The following is a 15,700-nucleotide window of genomic DNA, read 5'->3' as shown; positions in this document are numbered from 1 at the left end:
GCACCTCTAATTTCGAAAAGACTGGTAATATCCTCGATTGAAAGACTAGCCACATAGGCTCCTTTACGCGGAACCATTACCACATAGCCTTCCAATTCTAATTTTCGCATGGCCTCCCTTATCGGGGTACGGCTGACATCCATCTCCTCGGCCAATTCTGTTTCCATTAAACGTTCCCCTGGTTTTAAAACTTGTTTAATAATGGCATCCCGCAAAACCTCATAAACTATATCACCTAAAGGCCGATGATCACTTAAATTTATTCGTAAATCTCGCTTTTCTACCATCTTTTCCCCCCTCAATATTTAAATAACATCTTAACTCAAGTATAGTATAATAAGAAGGAATGTCAATTTACTGTTAAAAAAGCCGCAAAAAAACTACTAAAAATGAAACTTAAAGGAGACTACAACTAGATGTCAATGAAAAGAGTCACAGATTTTACTGAAGGAAGTATACCGCGTCATCTTATTATTTTTGCTTTACCAATGTTTTTAGGTAATCTCTTACAAGCTTTTTATAATATTATAGATAGTATTTGGGTAGGCAGATTTTTGGGGCATCAAGCCTTTGCTGCCATTTCGGTAAGCTTTCCCGTTATTTTTGTTCTAATTGCCTTAATAATAGGAATTACTATGGGTACAACTACTTTAGTAGGCCAATATTATGGAGCCAAAAAAAATGAACTGGTTAGTAAAACTATTAGTAATTCACTACTTTTATTACTTGTTTTCGGCAGCATAATTTCTCTGGCGGGAGTAATTTTTAGCCGCCGTATTCTACTTTTTATCAATGCACCTCTTGATGTTTTAGATATGGCCGCAGATTATTTAAAAATATTTAGCAGTGGCCTCCTAGGTATGTTTCTTTATAATGGTATTAGTGGAATTTTAAGAGGACTGGGCGATTCCCGTACACCCCTTAAATTCCTTTTTTATGCTACCATTCTTAATTTAATTTTAGATCCCTTTTTTATTTTCGGTTTAGGCCCTTTTCCCCGTTTGGAAGTTAGAGGAGCCGCTTTAGCCACCATTATTGCCCAAGGCATCTCTGCCCTAATTTCCTTGAGATATCTTTTTGTAACTTCCGGTCTAGTCAAGATTAAAAGCGAATTTTGGAAAATAGACTTTAAAATCGTCAAATTAATTTTTAAAATTGGTTTACCAGCTGGCCTACAGCATGTCTTTATTTCCTTAAGTTCACTCCTAGTCAGTTCCATTGTCAACAGTTTTGGCAGTACCATTGTCGCCGGTTTTGGTGCTGGAGCAACCATTGATCAATTTGCCTTTATGCCAGCAATGAGTCTCGGTATGGCTGTTTCCTCTTTGGTAGCCCAAAATTTAGGTGCTGGTAAAAATGAACGTGTCCAGGAATCTGTTTATTGGAGTTCCTTAATCACACTAATCATCACCCTCCTTATTTCCCTGGCCGCCTTTTTTATACCCCAACTATTACTTTTCCCTTTTACCACCGATCCAGGTGTCATTGCTGCAGGTTCCCGTTATTTACATTACCTTAGTTTTGCCTATATTCCCATGGCTTTAATGTTTACCCTAGGCGGAGTTTTACGCGGTGCTGGTGATACCTTTATTGCCATGCTTTTTACCCTAATATCCCTTTGGACCATTCGAATTCCTCTGGCACGCTATCTTTCCCAAATTCCCACTTTAGGTATCGAAGGTGTTTGGATCGGTATTGCCGTCAGTCCTCTTATCGGACTTTTACTTAACTACCTTTACTACCGTTCCCAACGCTGGAAAAAATCAATTGTTAATGAAACAAACTAAAGGACCGGCTGAGCCGGTCCTTTTAGTCATCCTCTCTTTTTTCCCTTTTGAGCAAGGCCTTAATTTCTGCTAATTCTGCTTCAATATCAGCCTTTAAATCTTCGAGATAAAGAACATTTTCCTCCAAGTATTCTCGCTCATCTAAAACTCTAGGCCTTCTCATACCAAAACCTCTACGGAAACCTAAACCACGCCGTAAACCAATACCGGGAGGACAATATCCCCAACCTCTACCACTTCTCGGTCCGCGACCTACCGGACCTGTTCCATCAAAACCTGGCATAAAAATCAACTCCCTTCTTGTGGACATATGCTCATTATTATGATATATTACTTTTGAGCATATGTCAATAATAATTTTTGAAAGGAGACCCATCATGAAAATTGCCATCAGCACTACTGGTCCCGACCTAAAAAGTTTAAGCGAATCACGCTTTGGACGGGCAAAAAGTTTTTTACTTTATGATCTAGAAACAGATACTTATAGTATTCTCGAAAACGAGCAAAATTATGCCTTACCACAAGGAGCAGGTGTACAAACCGCTAGACATCTTATTCAATCCAAAGTTAAAGTAGTAATTAGTGGTCATGTAGGACCCAAAGCCTTAGAAACTTTAAAAGCGGGAAAAGTAAAAATTTATTTAACTTCTCCTCGAACCATTAGCGAAATTCTTGAAGACTACAAACAAGATTTATTAGAAGAAATTTAAGGAGGTTAAAAATGCGAATTGCTATTGCTAGTGGTAAAGGGGGTACAGGCAAAACTACCATTGCCACCAATTTAGCCTATTATCTGCATAAAAAACAAACAGTGGTTTTGATTGACTGTGATGTAGAAGAACCAAACTGTCATTTGTTTCTAAAACCCGACTGGGATTTTACTTACCAAGCCACTAGCCCCTTACCCCAAATTGAACAAGCAAAATGTACACTTTGCGGCAAATGTAGTGATTTTTGTCACTTTGGAGCCCTATCCTGTTTAGAGGATAAAATACTACTTTTCCCTGAACTTTGTCATGGCTGTGGGGGCTGTACCCTAATTTGTCCTTTCCAAGCAATTACCGAAGGCCAAAAAGACTTGGGAGTAATTAAAAGTGGGCAGGCTAAACAAATCAAACTAATTCAAGGACATTTAAATATTGGAGAACCTATGGCTCCTCCTTTAATTAAACAAATAAAAGAAAAAGCACCTAGTGGAGAGCTAATCATTCTTGATTGCCCAGCTGGTACCTCATGCCCCTTAATCGAATCCTTAAAAAACTGTGATTTTGTTTTTCTAATTACTGAACCTACCCCTTTTGGTCTCCATGATTTAAAAATTGTGGTAGAAGTGGTACGTGATTTAAACCTCCCATTTGCTGTAGGTATTAATCGTGCTACTTTAGGTGATCAAGCTGTTAAACAATATTGTCGACAAGAAAAAATACCTATTATCCTGGAAATTCCCCATGAACGCAAAATTGCCACAGCCTATTCAGAAGGGAAACTTTTACTAAAACAATTTCCGGAATATGAAAAACTTTTCTCCCCTTTGTTAACCTCTATCAGGGAGGTGATTAATTCATGCCAGAATTAATTATTCTTAGTGGTAAAGGGGGTACAGGCAAAACAAGTATTACCGCTGCCCTAGCTTCTATCTTTAACTCTTTAGTTCTAGCCGACTGTGATGTTGATGCCGCCGACTTACACCTTCTTTTACAACCACAAATAATAGAACAAATAGAATTTTGGAGTGGGCAAACCGCCCTTCTAGATTCTTCAAAATGCAATCAGTGCGGACTTTGCCGTGAACTTTGTCGTTTTGATGCTATCTCAGCTAATTATCTCCTTGATGAAATTTACTGTGAAGGCTGCGGTGTATGTGCCGCTTTTTGTCCGACAAAAGCAATCAAAATGACTACCAATTTAGCTGGGGAACTTTTTATCTCTCAAACTAAATTTGGACCCTTTATTCACGCTCATTTAAAAACCGGTGAAGAAAACTCCGGTAAATTAGTAGCTGAAGTAAGAAAAAAAGCCAGCCAAAAAGCAAAAAAAGAGCACTTATCTTTTGTGCTCATCGATGGACCACCTGGTATCGGCTGTCCGGCCATTGCCTCCCTATCAGGGGCAAAATATGCATTAATTGTTACCGAACCTACATTATCCGGTCTGCACGATCTAAAAAGAGTAATTGAATTAACCGCACATTTTCAAGTAAAATCTTTTATCTGTATCAATAAAACAGATATTAATAAAAAACAAGCAGCAGCTATTAAAAAATATTGTGCTGCTCGAGACCTAAAAATTGTGGGCCAAATTCCTTATGATGAAATGTTTACCCAGGCTCAAATTGCCGGAAAAAACATTTTAGAATATGCCCCAAACAGTGAAGTCTCCCAAGCCATAAAAAAAATGGCTGAGCAATTAATTAAATTAACCCATGAGGAGTGAAAGATCATGAAAATTGCTTTACCTTTAACCGGGGAACAATTAAGTTTACATTTTGGTCATTGTACTACGTTTGCTTTTTTCACGATTAATCCCCAAACAAAAGAAATTATTAAACAGGAAACACTTACCCCACCACCTCACGAACCAGGTGTTTTTCCCATCTGGCTAAAAGAACAGGCAGTTGATTTAATTATTGCTGGTGGTCTTGGGCAGAGAGCCCAAGGTCTATTTGCAGAACAGGGAATTCAAGTAATTTACGGTGTCCCAACAGCCACCCCTGAAACAATAGTTAATAATTTTTTGAAAGGTAATTTAAAACCAGGAAAAAATATTTGTGATCACTAAATTTTTTCCAATTTCCCCCCACAGCGGGGGCAAGCTATTTCACGATAACGACCATAACCAATTTTTAAATCTGCCGCACATTTTCGACAGCGAAAATGACGTCTAGCTAAACGATAATGTCCACCCTCAATTCGCAGGGCTTTGCCCTCTAAAAGAGAGGTGGCAATTTTTTTACGAGCACTACTTAAAACCCGTTGAAAAGTAGGACGAGAAATATGCATTCTTTGGGCACAAGCTTCCTGTTCCAAATCCTCCACATCTCTAAGGCGAATAGCCTCTATTTCTTCAACATGTAAAATTATTTCCTCCAATTCACGCTTGGGAACTCCAGCTGGTTTAAAATAGGTATATTCCGGCTTATATTCCACACGGCGTAATTTAGGTGGTCTTGCCATTTTTAACCTCCGCCAACTGTTCCAAAAACTGATCTAAGGCTAATAATTGATAACTGTTCACCTTTTCGATTTGTCCTTGGTCTCCTTTTTCACTTAAAAGGGGATCTAAGGGTATTTCACCTAATAAAGGTAGACCAAATTCTTGAATTTTCCCTTTACCAAAAGGATAAAGTTTTTCACCACAATGAGTACAAGTTAAATAACTCATGTTTTCCACAACTCCTAATAGGGAAACATTCATTTTCTGGGCCATTTTAATAGCCTTACGTACTACCATTCCGGCTAAATCTTGTGGTGAAGTAACTACTACCACCCCATCTAAAGGCAAAGACTGCATTACTGTTAAAGGAGCATCCCCAGTTCCTGGGGGTAAATCAACTAACAAGAAATCTAAATCACCCCAAACTACTTCTTCCCAAAACTGTTTAATCACTCCGGCAATTAAGGGCCCCCGCCAAATAACAGGATCATCCTCTTTTTCTAATAATAAATTGATTGACATGATCACTAACCCAGTATCGCTCTTTACCGGAAAAAATCCTAATTCTGAAGCCTCCGGTTTTTGTTGTAAGCCAAAAAGCTTGGGGATACTTGGTCCTGTAATATCAGCATCCAAAATACCTACACGCAAACCCTTTTTTTGTAAAGCAATAGCTAACAAAGCGGTAAGTGTAGATTTACCTACTCCCCCTTTACCGCTCATTACGGCGACAACTTGTTTAATTTGATTTACCTCCGTCATTTTGAGCTCCCTTCTTAATTAAATACCTTATTTTTTTAAGCATATCGCCATTATGGGCATATGTCAATATCTTAGAATGAAGACAAACCAGTCATTTCCTGAATTAAATAAACCAATCGTTTCCAAAGTGCACTTTCCCGATATTCCTCCACATCCACAGTATAAACACCTTCTACATTATACCAAAGACGCTGAAAATAGTTTTCCAAATCTTTGACTAAGAAACTTTCATTATCAGCAACAATTTTTAAATCAGCTTCTAAATTATAATTATTTAAATTACGACGGGTTAAATTAGCTGAACCACCTAAAATAGTACTTTGGCATCTGCCTTTCAAAAATACTAATTTAGTATGAAATTGTTCCCCTTGTGTACGATACCATCTTATTTTTAGATTTCCCCCAGCCTCTTTTAGTAATTCATCAGCAGCTGGACGATTGGGAATACCTATTTTTTCCAAACCAAAAGCATCCTTATTCGCATCTAAAATTAAACGAATATCTACACCCCGCCAAGCAGCCTGTAATAAACCTTTAATTACTTGGCGGTCAGCTAAATAAAACATACCCATCCATAGGGAATCCCCTTGTTCAGCTTCTTTTAACATTTCCAGTAAATGTTCTTTTATCTTTTTTTCCGTAAGTAAAACCACTTGTTTACTAGCCACCTGCTCCGGCCAAGCCAAAACCATTAGTTCTACCTCAGATTCTTCTACTTCCTTTTGCCAATTAATCGCCAAAGTTGTACCACTCAAAGAAGCTACTGCTTCTTCAATAGCTAAAAAATCGGCAATAATTTCACCGGAAACCACAAAAGCAATATTGGAATGATAAGCACTAGCATCATGAACATTAGCTGAAGTAATTAAAGCCTCATTTTCCGTAATCAATATTTTACGATGATTGGCTTTAAAATTAAGCATTTTTAAAAAACTGCGTAACGTTACCCGCGGTGCCTCATTAGAAAAAATGTTGGGTAAACGTCCTTGGCCCATAGTCCCCGACCAACGTAAAAAAGTATTCCAAAAACCAGCATAAAAAGGATTAGAATCTCTGAGCTGATTCAAATCCGTAAAAATTACTTCAATACCTTTTCCCTTTAGTTCCTGAAGATGTTCAGGTAAATAACTACCATAAAAAGTATTGATTTCATCAGTAATAACAATGATTTGGGCATCTGGATTAGCACGTTTCTTGGCACATAATGCTTCAGTTAACTCAGCTGTGAAATGAGGGAATTCCTCAGAAGAATTATAATCATCATTAAATAAAAACATGTCTAAAACAATAAACTCTTCCGCTTCGGCAATAATTTGCAATATCCTAGCTAAAATATTTTGCTGATGGACGACTTGTCCCTCCCGTTCATAAGTCAAATCATAAATAAATTCGACTTGGTCTACAGCTCGAACTTCCCCTTCATAAGCTAAACCCCGCGGTAAAGGTTTAAAAACACCGTAAATTGAGACTAAAACTATTATACTTAATATTATGTAGATAATTCTTTTTATCCAGATCATCCCATATTTCCCCCTTAAAAAGGACTGCTACTTTAGTATATCACTTATTCTTTTTACAGAAAACAATTTGCAAAAAAGCAGATTTAAAATCACTAAAAGGAGAAATAAAAGACAAAAACTCAAATTTTTAAACCATGGCAGCCAAAAAAGAAATAATAATTGCCATAAAACAAATAGCATTAATTTTCGGGGGAACTTTTTTTTAACTAAAGATTCCATTTGCTCTACCTTTTTTTCACTTACCTGCAAACATTCATTTTCTACTTGCCAAAATCTACTCTTTCTTAATTCCTTTAAAAAATCTTTTAAATTAAATGTCGGTTCAAAAAGATAGGTTTTTAAATTTTGCGGAAAATCAATTTCCCGGGTAAAGGTACTCACTAGAAGTCTTTGAAAATTTTGATTTACCTCACCTAATACTTGCCAAGGTAAATAAAGCAATTTCACTTCCAACTCGGAAGTTAAAAAAACATATTCTTTAACTAAATAAAAACTGGAAGCATAAAGTAAATAATTTTTTGCCGCAAGTAATATTTCCACTAAATTTTCCGATATATTTAATAATTCTTCTTTACTAAGTAAAGCCTGCTCCAAATAATCAGCTAATGATAAATAATTATTTAAAGGATAAAGTAATTGTACTTTCAAATTACGAACATATTTTTCAGGTACTAGAATTCCCGGGGGTGTTTGACGCCATAACATTTCTAACTGATGTTCAGCTATTTCTATTTCAGGGGGCAGTACTAACTCTAAATATCTCCCCGAAGTTTCTTTTATCATTTTAATCTTTAAACAAGGCTGCACTTATCATCTCTCCCTTACTCAACCATTCCACAAATAAATCCAAATGATTAATAAAATCCGTTGGCCGCACACAGACTGCAGTTTGCTTACCAACTAATGGCCAAGTAGTTTTACCGGAAAAAAACTGCTGAAGATGACCTAATGGAACCTTAATTTCTTGTGTAATATTTACCACTATTTCACTTTGCAAAAAATTCGCTCTGGGCTCTATTTCTACGATTACTTCTTTTGGTCTTAAACTACTTTTAGATAACCTTAAACTTAGTTCTTTCATTAAAGCATTTTCTTTGCCTAATTCACTTAAACTACCTTGATAATAAAAAGGCTGTGGTTTTCCCTCATTTTGAGCTACCACTTGTGCCAACCAAGCAGCTGTTTCTGTTAATAATACTTGCTGATAACATAATTGAAAAGCAAAACAGAATAAAAAGAGTGTAATTAATAAAAACGAAGTTACTAAAATAGCCTCTATGGTAAAACTACCCTTATTTAAATAATTCCGGACAACCTGCATGTACCCGTAAACCCCTTTCTTTAGCTTCTCGTAAAGTAACTTTACGCACCCCAATTTTATCAACAATATATTTACAATCGCGGTAAGGATGATATACCTCTGTAGGTGAACGACACAAATAAACAAATTCCTCCTCTTGATTTGCGGGAGGCAATTTTTCCGCTTCTTCCCCGGCATAAATCCCATTACTACCATATAACCAGGCCCTTTCAACAGCTAAACAACTTAATTCTATTTCTTTTAATTTCCCCATAGGTAGAGGCAAATCTACTTGATAAGTTAAATAAAGCAGTACATCATCAGGTCCAAAATTAAACCTCTGCCGTAATTTATTATCAGCAAACTCCTTTTCACTTTGTGGTAATTCCACTGCAGCTAATTTTAATTTATTTAAATCAACATTTTGCCCAGATAATCTTTTCCCCAGAATTTCTCTAGCTAAAAAATATTTACCCTTATTTTTTAAATATAAACCTGGTTGTTCCCAGGTTTTTAAAAGAGCATTTTCTACAGGATTATAACCAGAATCAGGCTGCAGCCTTTGCCCCAAATCTACAAAATCAGCCTCCTTTATTTTCCCACTAAATAAATTTAACCAAAACTCATCAGAATGAGCAAAATCAGCTTCTACTTCCATCATTTCCAGGTCCAACTGTTCATTTAAAAATCGTAAAGGATATGAAACCGCAGCCAATTGCTGCACAGTTTCCTTAGCAGCTTGATCTAAAACAATATTCAGCCAGGCAATTTTGCTTAAAGTCAGCAAAAAGAAAAAAAAGATTAAAAAAACCGGAAAAGCCAAACAGGCTTCAACGGTCAAAGACCCCTGCTTATTTTTCTGCTTTAAAATTCTCATTATTTTTTACCCCCATACCCCCAGACAAAGGTTCTTTCTACAACAACTTCCTTTTTTAAAGAAAGTAATTTTGCAAACCATAAATCAACCCCCACTTTGACATTTGCCGCTAAAACCGCGGCTTGATTTTTCAATTCAAAATCCGGATTTTCCTGGCGTAAATTTACTTGAATCAACTGCCGCATTCTATTTAATTGAATTTTTTCATTTTGCACTAAAAGAAAAAGCCGCAAATGATCAGCATAAGATAATTCCAAGGGGAAAGCACCTATCTTGACACTTTCTCCACGATATAGGGCCTTTAAATCACGTGCAGCCTCTAAGTAACCTTTAACTAAAGCCTCGGCAAGTCTTGCCCGCAAAGAAGGCAAATTACTCTCGGCAAAACATTCCACAACATTATAGGCAAAACGGAGCTGCCAAATCCTTTCTCTAATTTGTAACAGATTATCAACCTCTCGCTTTTGCCCACATAAAATATATTCCACTTCACCACGGGAAAAATAGGAATTAGGATCTACTTTCCCAGTAGCAAAACAATATTTATCCAAAAGATATTCTACTTGATAAAAATTAGCTTTACACTTTTGACTAGCCGCACTAAGTAAACCTCTTAAATCTTGCAAATAAGTAAAAACATTTGTACCTAATTCCTCTGCTAATTGATTATTCGGCCGCATTTTTTCTATCTTAGCTTCGATCCGTAATTCCGGAAGAATAGAATCAACCACAGTTTCCTCATTAATTAAATCACTATTTTTAATTTCCCGCTCACTAAGCCCTGTTAGCAAATCTAAAGAAAATTGTTTTTCTTTTTCAGCTTCTTGATCTAAAAGATAATCTTCTAAATTAAAATAATCCCTAGGTAATTCTTCTAAAATAACTAATTTCTCTTTTTCCCGCCACAAATGTTCCCCTTCCTCTAAAGTAATAATGGTTTGCCAAATACTTCGATTATGGGCAGCTGCTTTTTTTAAATCAGCTATCCTTTCCCCCAATTTTACCCAATCCTCACTAGTAATCCCCTTAAATGAAAGCATTTTTCCCGGCATTTCAGCCACGCTAGGAGCTAATTGTTCCAAAAGCTTTTCCAATTCAGCCAATTTTTTTACCTTTACCTCAGCCGAGCCCTCTTTTATTTCTAATAACAAATGATTTACTTCACCTTTAGCTGTATCCATTTCTTGGATTAATCTAGAAATATGGGTTCCTTGTTGCCAAAGTTCCACCTTGGCAAATTCCGAATCATCTAGAAAAGGCTTTGTCACATTTTTGAGTAATAATAAAGGTCCCCTATATTTCATATAAGCCTCAATTTGCTCAAGAAACAAAATATCATTTAACAAACTTTGATCAGGAGAACTAATTAATTCGGCCTCCATAATTTCACAATTAAATAATTTAAATTTAGATTTTTCACCTTTTAAATTCAAATGAAAATAATTTTGAAAAGCTTTTTCCTGCCGCCGCCAATCAACAGCATATAAACCAAATTCCCCAACTAAATCAGGTTGATAAGCAGCTAAAGTAGAACGTAATGCCGTATGTAAAGCCGTCTCTACCCTACGACCAGCGGCTAAAAGGCGGCTGGCATCAATAAATAATCCGGCTAGACTTAATAATCCTAAGAAAATAAAGATTAAAAAAACAGAAATTACACCTTGCTCTTTTTTCATTCTCACAGCCCCACTTATGGTATTTTAAAAGGGTCATTTGGCTCTAAAGTATCTTCAATAATTTCTACATCAAAAACTTGTTCTGTAGCCGAACGCACAAAATTAGTAATTTGACTTCTAAATAACAGAGCAATACCCACCAAAACAGCTACAATAATCACAATTTCCACAGTACCCATTCCCTTTTCCTCACGAATTTTAAACAGCATTTCGTCACCCCCTATCCTAAATTTCTTAAAGCCAAAATAGCCGGAGCAGCAACAATTAAAAGAATAGCTATCAACATTAACATCATTGGTAATAATAGTTTTGTAGAAGCCTCTTCACCAAGACGCTGTGCTGTATTCTTTCTCATTAACCAACATTCATTAGCCTGCAATCTTAATACAGGTACCAATTCAGCATTACCTTTTTTTAAATTCTGTAAAAGTACAGCCGTAAAACGAGTTATTTCCGGTACCCTACAGCGTCGGGCAAAATCTTCCAAAGCCACTGTCAATGTTTTGTTTTGCTCCAATTCATAACCAACCTGTCTTACTTCCCGATATAATGGACTTTCTTTTTGATTATGGTGGACAATCTTTTGCCAAGCATTAGAAATTGTTAAACCAGCATTCAACAATAAAATTAATTGATTAAGGAAATCCGGAAAATCCAAACAGATTCTTAATCTCCTACTACTTGTCATTTTCTTAAGTTCATAATCCAAGCCCCCAAAAATGGCGGCCAGAACCAAGACACCCAAGAACAACAAATAAGGATCTCCTCCAGCTAATACTTGTAAAAAAATAATAAAAAAAATCATTAACAATAAATAACCAATTTTATTAGCCCAATGAACTTGTAAATAAAAGTAAGCTTTTTCCACACCATATAATTCTGCCAATTGATGGGCTAATTTACGATCATAAGATGTTTTATAAGTATAATTTATCTTTTGTAAAAAAAAATGACCCATTAGTAAAAAGTTTTTTCGTAAAGGGAATTCCTTTTTAGCCAATTCCTCAGCCCAACCATGATACTTTAGCTTGGCTCTTCGATATAATAAAAAATAGCCCAGAGAAAGTATTAAAACCAACCCCATTTTACACCTCAATAAACATAATTTTATGATTTAAATAAACAGCAAATAACAAAAGAATTACAGCTACTGTCATTAAACAGCGGCCAGCCAAAGTAGTAAATACCGGCACCATATAATCTCCCATGGAAATTGACAACAAAAAGAGCATTACTACAGGCATTAAATTTAAAATTTTTTGTTCCAATTTCCGTTTAGCCAATAAGGTTTCTATTTCCTGTTCAATCTGCAATTTATCACCAATCAAAGTACTAGTATTACGCATAATCTCTACCAAATTCCCACCACTCCTTTTACTAATCACAAAAACATCTACAAAATTAGTCAAATCCTCCAAATGAGCCCTTTGAGCAAAATCAAATAAAACAGTTTCTATAGGTTCATTCATTTCCAAACAGCGCACAATATAAGTAAATTCACGAATAATATCTGTTTGGGGATCAGGATAAAGCAAAGTCAGATCTTGTAAAGCCTGTTGAAAGGCAGATTCTACGGAACGACCAGCTAGCAGAGAAGAAGCCAAAGCATAAAGAGCTTCCTTAAACTGTAAACTTAAGGCCTTTTTTCGTTCTACCATAATTATTTTAGCCCGGTGCCCTGGATAAAAAATAGCTGCAGGCAGTGCCAAACAAGCTAAAAAAAAGCTCCGATAAAACAAATAAATTACAAAAAAACAACAAAAAGCTCCTAGAAAAAAATAAAATAACCATTCCCCTTTACTTAATGAATAAAAATTATAATCAACCAAAACCTGTTCTCGGCAATCACTTTTCGGAAAATCACACCTAATTTTTTCCCCGAAATACAGGAGCCCAAAGGTTGTTAAACTGGCAAAAATAATGATCCCCAAACTCACTATGCTTCATTCCCTTCAGCCAAAAGCAATTTTCCTTGATTTATAAAGGGTTCTTTAGTTCTTTCTAAACCACTCCCCTTGTTTTCACATAAGACAAATAAGGGATTCAACTCTATTTCACCATCACGCAAACCTTTAACCTCACTAATTTCCATAACACACCTTTTCTGATCCCTTAATCTGCTTAAATGAATAATCACATCAAGGGCCGCAGCTATTTGCCGCCGTATGGCGGCCAATGGAAAAGGTGCAGCCATTAAAACCATTGTTTCTAATCTACTTAACATATCCAAAGAAGAATTGGCATGTCCTGTAGATAAAGAACCATCATGACCTGTATTCATAGCTTGAAGCATGTCCAAAGCTTCCCTACCCCGTACTTCACCTACAATAATACGGTCGGGACGCATCCGCAAAGAGGACTTAATTAGATCACACATACTAATTTCACCTTTACCTTCCGGATTGGCATTTCTAGTTTCCAAACGAACAATGTTTTTAACCCCACTAATTTGTAATTCAGCCGAATCCTCTAAAGTAACAATTCTTTCATTAGCCGGAATAAAATTAGAAAGAACATTTAAAAATGTAGTTTTCCCCGAACTAGTTCCCCCCGAAATAAACAAATTATATTTAGCCCGTACCAAACGTGCCAAAAAAGCAGCAGCTTCCTCACTAATTGTTCCCCCAGCAATCAAATCTTCCATAGTTAACGGCTTTTCCGGAAATTTTCTAATGGTCAAAATAGGTCCATTTAAAGCAATAGGTTCTAAAACAACATTAACCCGCGAACCATCTTTCAAGCGTGCATCAACTAAAGGTGAAGCCTCATTAACAGTTCGATTCACCTTAGCAACTATAGTCTGAATAACATCCTCTAATTTTTCCTTACTACTAAAAGCTAAAGGTAATTTTTGCAAACAGCCTGCTTTTTCCACAAAAATATTTTCAGGTCCATTTACCATAATTTCCGTAATTTCCGGATCATCAAGTAAAGGCTGAATAATATCCAAACGACGCATCGCATTAAAAACATAATTTATTAATTCTTGTTTTACAGTAACACTTAAATATTTTTCCTTGCTTTTAGCAAAAACGGTTTCCGTAATTACATCTTTAACAGCCTGGTCAGATAATTCCCTTTGTAAATCAATATTTTTCCGTACCCTATTTTGAATATCCTCAACCAATTCCCGCTCAAGCATAACTATCCACCTCAAAATTTAAAATTAACCTCTGCAGTGCTTCCCCAAAAGCAGAATTAAGATCTAAACAATAACCATTTTTAGTAGCTAATAACAAATTATCTACCCAGGGGAAACTCACCACAGCTTTATCTACCCACAAAGGTCTTTCCATTACCTGTGGTACCTTATTAACTACCAAGTGCATTTTCTTTAATAAATTAGCTTTTTCTTCTGGAGTAAAAAACAAACGTAATTCTTGTTTAAAACGCTCCATTTTTTTTAAAGAAGTCACTAATGGTTCCAAAACCAAAATTAAAATATCACAGGCTTGCCAACCAATTAAATTGTTTTTATTAATCATAGTTGAAAAATCAACTACCAAAAAATCATGTTTTCCTTGTGTTTTTAAAAGCTGTAATAAAAGTGCCAATTCTTCACTCACATCATTTTGCCAATCTTCAATACTATCTGGGGGTAAAAAATATTGAATCTGGTATCTTGTGTCTATACATTTGGCACTTTCAATCTGCCAAATCAACCTTTCCCCTTTCTCTTTTAAAAAATAAAGCACATGGGACAAATTATAATCTCCACTTCCCATAAAATAAAATTCAGTTACCGGCACATCTTCCAAATTTAGATAAAAAACATCATACCCCCCCAAAGCCAATTGCCTACTTAAACCAACAGCCAATGTAGTTTTCCCCACACCTCCCAAAGGAGAATAAATACCGATTGTCTTAGTTTTGGATCTCTTTTCCGAAAAAACTCTAGTATCGCCCTTTTGAGAAGCATAAATCTTTAAAAGCTCCCGCACTATTTCCTCACCAGTTTGATATTTACTCAAGGACTCACCCCACAAAACATAGGTAGCCTTCAATCTTTCCTTTAAAAATAGATAAAACTCCGAACTGGTTAAGACTAAATCTACCTGTGGTTCACCCTCCAAAAACTCCTCTATAGCTGCCCAATGAGTTAAACTATTTACCATAAATGTATCCGCCTCTTCAGTTAGCAAATAATTTACCAAACATTCTACATAACTCTGCTCACCTTCTACAATTAACAAAACTATTTTACTCATTTTTCCCACACAACCCATTTATCTACCATTTTTTACTTTAATTGTTATTATGCCATAAACTTCAAAACATTTCCAGTCCATTTTCAAAAAAAATATCCACAAGTTCTACCTGTGGATATTTAACTCCTAAGAATTAATTTCCCGAGCTATTTTTTGCACCTCATCTAAAGAAAAATCTGTAATCTCAACTATTTCTTCACAGAAAAATCCCTTTTTAATTAATCTTTTTGTAATTTTGATTTTTTCATTTAAACTACCTTCTAGTTTACCTTCTATCCTGCCTTTTTGCATGCCTTTTTGCATACCTTCCTTCCTAAGGGCTTCCGCCAAAGTCATTATTCTTTCACCTCCTTTAGGATAAACATCCCTGAGACTATTCGCCACCTCTTCTATTTCCTCCACACTAGTATTAGGATT

Annotated in this window: 20 protein-coding genes; 5 read left to right on the top strand and 15 right to left on the bottom strand. The window is 35.9% G+C overall.

The genetic code is table 11. The features are described from left to right. The coding region (locus GX687_02100) for a GntR family transcriptional regulator (GenBank protein ID HHX96242.1) at window positions 1-287 on the bottom strand (287 nt) is incomplete at its 3' end. Between the two features lie 129 nt (window positions 288-416). Between GX687_02100 and GX687_02095 the strand changes: the two genes are divergently transcribed. Further along, complete coding sequence (locus GX687_02095; protein ID HHX96241.1) at window positions 417-1,787, top strand: MATE family efflux transporter; 1,371 nt, start codon at window positions 417-419, stop codon at window positions 1,785-1,787. 22 nt (window positions 1,788-1,809) lie between these two features. Here GX687_02095 and GX687_02090 read toward each other — a convergent pair whose 3' ends face one another. Then, window positions 1,810-2,070, bottom strand: a complete 261-nt coding sequence (locus GX687_02090; GenBank protein ID HHX96240.1) for a DUF5320 domain-containing protein — start codon at window positions 2,068-2,070, stop codon at window positions 1,810-1,812. A 94-nt stretch (window positions 2,071-2,164) separates the two neighbouring features. Between GX687_02090 and GX687_02085 the strand changes: the two genes are divergently transcribed. From GX687_02085 to GX687_02070, 4 genes are read left to right on the top strand one after another with little or no spacing between them, the layout of a single operon-like run. Beyond that, window positions 2,165-2,497, top strand: a complete 333-nt coding sequence (locus GX687_02085; protein ID HHX96239.1) for a dinitrogenase iron-molybdenum cofactor biosynthesis protein — start codon at window positions 2,165-2,167, stop codon at window positions 2,495-2,497. 11 nt (window positions 2,498-2,508) lie between these two features. After that, the gene (locus GX687_02080; GenBank protein ID HHX96238.1) at window positions 2,509-3,363 is read left to right on the top strand and encodes a P-loop NTPase; all 855 of its coding nucleotides are present in this window, start codon (window positions 2,509-2,511) and stop codon (window positions 3,361-3,363) included. After that, entirely contained in the window at window positions 3,351-4,220 is an 870-nt protein-coding gene (locus tag GX687_02075; GenBank protein ID HHX96237.1) for a P-loop NTPase, read from the top strand. The genes GX687_02080 and GX687_02075 overlap by 13 nt, the downstream gene beginning before the upstream one ends. 6 nt (window positions 4,221-4,226) lie before the next feature. Next, window positions 4,227-4,565, top strand: coding sequence for an ATPase (locus tag GX687_02070; protein HHX96236.1), 339 nt, complete (start codon window positions 4,227-4,229; stop codon window positions 4,563-4,565). Here GX687_02070 and GX687_02065 read toward each other — a convergent pair. The 13 genes from GX687_02065 to GX687_02005 all read right to left on the bottom strand — a co-directional run. Further along, on the bottom strand, window positions 4,562-4,960 hold the full coding sequence (locus tag GX687_02065; protein ID HHX96235.1) for a DUF134 domain-containing protein: 399 nt from the start codon (window positions 4,958-4,960) through the stop codon (window positions 4,562-4,564). The genes GX687_02070 and GX687_02065 overlap by 4 nt on opposite strands. Continuing rightward, on the bottom strand, window positions 4,944-5,702 hold the full coding sequence (locus tag GX687_02060; protein ID HHX96234.1) for an Mrp/NBP35 family ATP-binding protein: 759 nt from the start codon (window positions 5,700-5,702) through the stop codon (window positions 4,944-4,946). The genes GX687_02065 and GX687_02060 overlap by 17 nt, the downstream gene beginning before the upstream one ends. A 71-nt stretch (window positions 5,703-5,773) precedes the next feature. Then, complete coding sequence (locus GX687_02055) at window positions 5,774-7,222, bottom strand: phospholipase (GenBank protein HHX96233.1); 1,449 nt, start codon at window positions 7,220-7,222, stop codon at window positions 5,774-5,776. A gap of 27 nt (window positions 7,223-7,249) precedes the next feature. Further along, on the bottom strand, window positions 7,250-8,029 hold the full coding sequence (locus GX687_02050) for a hypothetical protein (GenBank protein HHX96232.1): 780 nt from the start codon (window positions 8,027-8,029) through the stop codon (window positions 7,250-7,252). Continuing rightward, window positions 8,007-8,543, bottom strand: a complete 537-nt coding sequence (locus GX687_02045; protein ID HHX96231.1) for a hypothetical protein — start codon at window positions 8,541-8,543, stop codon at window positions 8,007-8,009. Before GX687_02045 ends, GX687_02050 begins: the two co-directional genes overlap by 23 nt. Next, entirely contained in the window at window positions 8,515-9,399 is an 885-nt protein-coding gene (locus GX687_02040; protein HHX96230.1) for a hypothetical protein, read from the bottom strand. The genes GX687_02045 and GX687_02040 overlap by 29 nt, the downstream gene beginning before the upstream one ends. Continuing rightward, window positions 9,399-11,075, bottom strand: coding sequence for a hypothetical protein (locus GX687_02035; GenBank protein HHX96229.1), 1,677 nt, complete (start codon window positions 11,073-11,075; stop codon window positions 9,399-9,401). Before GX687_02035 ends, GX687_02040 begins: the two co-directional genes overlap by 1 nt. Before the next feature lie 14 nt (window positions 11,076-11,089). Beyond that, complete coding sequence (locus GX687_02030) at window positions 11,090-11,284, bottom strand: hypothetical protein (protein ID HHX96228.1); 195 nt, start codon at window positions 11,282-11,284, stop codon at window positions 11,090-11,092. Between the two features lie 11 nt (window positions 11,285-11,295). Then, the gene (locus GX687_02025; GenBank protein HHX96227.1) at window positions 11,296-12,159 is read right to left on the bottom strand and encodes a type II secretion system F family protein; all 864 of its coding nucleotides are present in this window, start codon (window positions 12,157-12,159) and stop codon (window positions 11,296-11,298) included. A gap of 1 nt (window position 12,160) precedes the next feature. Next, window positions 12,161-13,012 carry a pilus assembly protein TadB gene (locus GX687_02020; GenBank protein ID HHX96226.1) on the bottom strand — a complete coding sequence of 284 codons (852 nt, stop codon included), beginning with the start codon at window positions 13,010-13,012 and terminating at the stop codon, window positions 12,161-12,163. Continuing rightward, window positions 13,012-14,223: a CpaF family protein gene (locus tag GX687_02015; GenBank protein HHX96225.1), complete on the bottom strand. Its 1,212-nt coding sequence runs from the start codon at window positions 14,221-14,223 to the stop codon at window positions 13,012-13,014. The genes GX687_02020 and GX687_02015 overlap by 1 nt, the downstream gene beginning before the upstream one ends. Then, window positions 14,210-15,283, bottom strand: coding sequence for a hypothetical protein (locus tag GX687_02010; GenBank protein ID HHX96224.1), 1,074 nt, complete (start codon window positions 15,281-15,283; stop codon window positions 14,210-14,212). The genes GX687_02015 and GX687_02010 overlap by 14 nt, the downstream gene beginning before the upstream one ends. Before the next feature lie 126 nt (window positions 15,284-15,409). Then, window positions 15,410-15,700 (bottom strand): hypothetical protein (locus GX687_02005; GenBank protein HHX96223.1); only part of this gene is annotated, 291 nt, incomplete at its 5' end.

The organism is Clostridia bacterium (assembly GCA_012841935.1).
GTDB lineage: Bacteria > Bacillota > Peptococcia > DRI-13 > DTU073 > DUTS01.
The sequence above is the reverse complement of the archived record's forward strand: the minus strand, read 5'-3'. Positions and strand labels throughout refer to the sequence as shown.